General features: G+C 63.2%; 4 protein-coding genes. All 4 read right to left on the reverse strand.

Annotated elements, in window-relative coordinates:
* A partial coding sequence (locus tag VD811_08670) for an alpha/beta fold hydrolase (GenBank protein HXV21044.1) occupies nucleotides 1-183 on the reverse strand: 183 nt, incomplete at its 3' end.
* Nucleotides 184-300: 117 nt separating this feature from the next.
* Nucleotides 301-1,236, reverse strand: coding sequence for an aldo/keto reductase (locus VD811_08675; GenBank protein ID HXV21045.1), 936 nt, complete (start codon nucleotides 1,234-1,236; stop codon nucleotides 301-303).
* Nucleotides 1,233-2,573 carry an MFS transporter gene (locus VD811_08680; protein ID HXV21046.1) on the reverse strand — a complete coding sequence of 447 codons (1,341 nt, stop codon included), beginning with the start codon at nucleotides 2,571-2,573 and terminating at the stop codon, nucleotides 1,233-1,235. The genes VD811_08675 and VD811_08680 overlap by 4 nt, the downstream gene beginning before the upstream one ends.
* A 153-nt stretch (nucleotides 2,574-2,726) precedes the next feature.
* Nucleotides 2,727-4,154: a DUF3300 domain-containing protein gene (locus VD811_08685; protein HXV21047.1), complete on the reverse strand. Its 1,428-nt coding sequence runs from the start codon at nucleotides 4,152-4,154 to the stop codon at nucleotides 2,727-2,729.
* Nucleotides 4,155-4,703 lie beyond the last annotated feature (549 nt).

The raw sequence follows: 4,703 nt of genomic DNA on the forward strand, positions 1-4,703 counted from the left end.
TCCGCGCAGATCGCTCGCTACGACGGTGAACCTTTGCGCGAGCCGTGGCGCGACCTTGCGCCAGATCAGGTGCGTCTGCGGATACCCGTGCAGGAGCAGCAGCGGCGGACCGTTGCCGCCCACCACCAGGTTGATCTCGACGTTGTTGACCCCGATCTTTTCGCGCCTGAAACCCTCAAACATGATGCGCCTCGCGCTCTTGCCCTGTGCCGAATAATCCCGCGGTCCAGAAATGGCCTGAAGCGTTCCAAAGTGTCCGTCTCGCGAGATGAATGCAGGTCGTATTCCGTGAGCCCTCCTCTACAGCGCTGCAAAATAGTCCACCATCCTTTTGCGCATGGCAGTGTCGGGCAAACGGCCAAAGCCTGCCGCCATATTGTCCTGCAGATGATGGACCCTGGCCGTGGCGGGAATCACGCAAGTGACCGCAGGATGGGAAACGATGAACTTGAGGAGGAACTGTCCCCAGCTGGCGCAATCGAACTCGGCGGCCCAGTCCGGCAGCGCCTTGCCCTTGGCCTTGCGGAAGAGATCGCCCCCCTGGAAAGGACGATTGATCAGGACCGCTATTCCACGGTCGGCCGCCAGCGGCAGCAGGCGCTTCTCGGCGGCGCGGTCTTCGAGATTGTAGGTAAATTGGACGAAGTTCAGCGGCTCGTTGCCCAGGATCTCCTCCAGTTCCCGATGAAACCGGCCGTGCGAGGTGGTGATGCCGGTGTAGCGGATTTTCCCTTCGACCTGCCAGACCCGGAGGGTCTTCAGGTGGGTCTGCCAGTCCCGCAGGTTGTGAATCTGCATCAGATCGAAGCGGCTGATGCCCCACTTTCGTAGCGAGTCCTCCATCTGCCGGATGCCGGCCTGCTCGCCATCGGTCCAGACCTTGGTGGCGGCAAACAGCTTGTCCCGGTTGCCGACGCGTTTCAGCAGTTCGCCGATGACCTGCTCGGACGTGCCGTACATGGGCGAAGAGTCGATCAGCTTGCCGCCGTTGGCGAAGAAGGCCTGCAGGACGTCGGCGAGGCCGGACAGGGCGGCCTCGTCGCTGCCGACGTCGAAGGTTTGCCAGGTGCCCAGGCCGATGACCGGCAGGGTTTCGGCGGTGCCGGGAATCGCCTTGCGGATCAAGGTTTTTTCCGCGGCTCGCAGCCCCGCAGGAGCCAGCCAGGCGGCGGCCAGGGCGGCGGCCAGGGAGCCGACGAAGGTTCTTCGGGATATTGGATGACCGTTTGCATTCATGGTGATACCTCCTCAGCTTTTGCTCGTGTTTCCTGCATCCTGCCGAGCCGGTAGCAGACCCACGCCCAGCCGCCGGCTACCGGCACGGCCAGGAAAGCGATGGCGGAGAGCCCGAGGCCGAGGGCCTGCAGGCCCGTATAGGCCCAGGCGCTGAGCACATCGCCGCTGCGGTAGATGACCGTGTCGATCACGCTTTTCGCCTTGTACTTTTCCTCCTGGCCAAGAACGACGAAGAGCATTTCCCGGGCGGGTTTCATGATGGCGTAATTGCCGGCCCGGCGCCCCACCTGCACGGCGACCAGTACCGCCAGCAGCGGGGCGAGGCCGAGCAGCAGGAAGCCGCCCGCCAGCAGCAGGGGGACCAGGGCCAGGGTCCAACCCAGGCCGACGGCCTTGACGAGGCGGCTGGTGAGAAAGACCTGCCCGCCAAGGGTCAGGGCGTTGGCGGCGAAATCCATGGCCGCGAAGACCGTGGTACGCTTGGCCGGGTCGTCGAAGCTGTCGCGGACGATCTGCGCCTGCTGAAAATAGAGGAAGGTCGACAGGGTCGTGTAGAGCAGGATCAGCAGGCAGATCCCCAGCAGGTAGGGCGAGCCGGCAACGAGCCGGAGGCCCGCCAGCGCCCCGCCGCCCAGACCTCGCTGCCTGCCGTCGGACGGGGTCTTCCCGGCATCCGGAGCGGCAGCGGCCGGTTTGGGTTCAATGCTCTCGCGCCAGGCGATCAGCCGATGGATGCAGAGCATCGCCCACCCCAGGCCGGCGGCGGAGATCAGCAGCAGGTTGGTCGGGCCCAGGGGGATGGCCAGGGTGGCGGTCAGGGCGGGACCGGTCAGCGCTCCGGCAGTGCCGCCGGCCGCGATGAAGCCGAACAGGCGCTTGGCCTGCGCGTCATTGAACAGGTCGGCCATGAAACTCCAGAAGACCGAGACGATGAACAGGTTGAAAACACTGGTCCAGATAAAAAAGGCGCGTGCCACCCAGGCGTGGGTCATTCCGGATCGGAACAGCCCGAAGAAGAGCAGCAGGCTGGCGATGAAGAAGAGATAAACCAGAGGGAGAAACTGTTGGCGGGGATAGCGCGAAGTCACCCAGCCGAACAGGGGAACCGCGGCCAGCATCGCCAGAAAGGTGCCGGTAAACAGCCACTGCAGATGCTCGACGCCGCCGGCGATCCCCATTTCGTCGCGCATCGGCCGCACGATGTAGTAGGAGCACAGCAGGGCGAAAAAGTAACTGAACGACCAGAACAGCGCCCGGATTTCTTCCGGCTCGACCTTGACCAGCCGTTTCAGCCAGATATGGACCCCTGAGGTCCCGGCTTCGGGGAGTTTATCCATGGAGACCGTTCTCCACGTGTGAACCGGATTCTCTCCCGGTATATCGCGGAAGGCTGCTGTCTGCCTCGCGTCGGTTGCTGTCGGTCGACCGCGGAGGGCAGGACAAAGCTGAAGACCATTTCGGCGACCCCTGACCGCGGCGGTCAGGGTGGTTCACCGCCTGCTGCGGTCCCGGTCGCCGCGGGCGTCCTTCTCGTCACCGCCCGAACGGCCCCGGTCGCGGGAGTCATCGTCCAGGCCCTTCCGGTTGGTCCGGCCGCGCTCGCTTGGTTGGTGTTCCTTTCGGCCATATTCGACCCGGTTGAAAATAGTGTCGCGGCTTCCCTGTTGCTGCCTGCGCTCAACCTGCTCCCGCGGACCCTTTCCCTGGTCGGTCCGTTGCCGCATCTTCCGGTCTGGCTCGACCCGTTGCTGTTCCTGCCGGCCGCTTTCCATCCGCTGCTTCCCCTGGCGATCGCGGTCAGCTTGGTCAAGCGCCTTCCTTGGGCGCTCAACCCGCTGCTGTTCCTGCCGGTCGCTTTCGATCCGCTGCTTCCCCTGACGATCGCGGTCAGCTTGTTCGAGCGACTTCCTTGATCGCTCAACCCGCTCCCGTTCCTGCCGGTCAGGGTCGATCCTTGTCCGGTCATCCCCGCGCCGATCGAGATCCTGCTGCCGTTTTTCGGTAAATCCACGGGTATCGCGCCCGATCTCCCTGGAGCGGGGGGGCGACTGCCCGAATTTCCTGGCGGTGGACTGGTCGCGGTAGGCGACACCCCGTCGGTGGCTGGGTGCGTGCTGCCAATGCCCGGGCTTTGCATGCCACCGGTCATGCCGGACAAATTTTGGCCGCTGGTGCGCATCGATGAAAATATAGTGGCGGTGCCAATCGAAATAGCTCCAGGTGCCAAAGGCGAAACTGAAATGATAGCTGGGCCAGTAGGAAATGCCGAAACCGAGGCTTGCCCCCCGGGGGCCCCAGTAATAGGGCGGATAGGCGGGATACCACCACGGACCGTAGATAGAGAAGGGATCATAGTACGGCACGTAGATGACCCTGGGGTCTGCCGGCGCGATGATGATCGTCTCCCTTTCGACAATGACCTGCTGCTGGGAGGTGGTGGTGAGGTTGCCCCGCGCGTAGGCCTGCGCCCGCAGTTCCTGGACCATGCCCATGACCTCGGCCTCCTGGGCGAGAAAAGCGTTGCCGAGGTGGGTGGTTTCCGTGATTCGTTCGCTCATCAGGGCCAGAATGGACGGGAAGTGGCAGATCGCTTTGACGCTGGGGTCCCAGTTCTTGTCCAAAAGCATCGCATCCAGGGCCTCCCCCCTCAACTCCGGACGCATCCTGACCCAGCGATCGGCCTCGATCACCTCAATGGGATAGGTCGATGCCATCAGGAGCTGGGCCAGGAGCGCATCGGGATAGAGGGCGATGGGCGCCAGCATCTGGGCGAGTTCCTCCCGGCTGTATGCTCCGGACGGTTCCAGATAGCCGCTCTCCTGGGCCTGAGCCTGTTGCGGTGACAAGGCAAGGCCGGATAGAAGAAACGGAACGATGACCAGTCCGAGGGCCAGATGGAAGATGGTCGACGCCTTCATGATTATCTCCTTTGTCTCTGGCAGTTTCCGGTGGGGTGAGCCGTCTGCAGACGCCCCTGGTGTTCTTGATTATCAGTCTACCTCCAAAATATGCAGGAAATGTGGAAGAAATGTGGAAATTGCCGCTGCCCGCCGGTTTGCACGGGCCAAAATGCGATCGGGAACCCGTCGCTATCGCCCAGCGCCACCCTGAACGAAAAAGGCCCTCCGGAGAGGACCTCTGTAACGAAGCTTCATGATAAGACTGAGGCGAAAACGACCTTGACACCCGCCGCGAATCAGACAACAAAGGTCGCCCCCATGTTGAGAGTGGCCTTTTCTTTGGTAGCAAATTAATGCCGTTTTGAGTCCGGGACGGGTAGGGGGGGTAGCCGCCCTATCTCGCCCAGAGCCCGACTTTCCCGCGCTGCGCTTCGGCCTCGGCGCCCAGAAACTCCTCCTTCAGCCGGAAATCGAAGCGGCGGTAGACCACCGCGTACCCTTTCTCCAGCAGCAGGCGGTTGAGCAGGCGGCCGTCGGGAAGGGTGACGTAGGCGAGCAGTCGGCCGT

This window comes from Desulfuromonadales bacterium (assembly GCA_035620395.1).
Classification (GTDB): Bacteria; Desulfobacterota; Desulfuromonadia; order Desulfuromonadales; family DASPGW01; genus DASPGW01.

Bases quoted from the DNA above. Each gene is read 5' to 3' on its own strand.
- VD811_08685 (HXV21047.1), bottom strand. From the start codon at position 4,154: ATGAAGGCGTCGACCATCTTCCATCTGGCCCTCGGACTGGTCATCGTT.
- VD811_08680 (HXV21046.1), bottom strand. From the start codon at position 2,573: ATGGATAAACTCCCCGAAGCCGGGACCTCAGGGGTCCATATCTGGCTG.
- VD811_08675 (HXV21045.1), bottom strand. From the start codon at position 1,236: ATGAATGCAAACGGTCATCCAATATCCCGAAGAACCTTCGTCGGCTCC.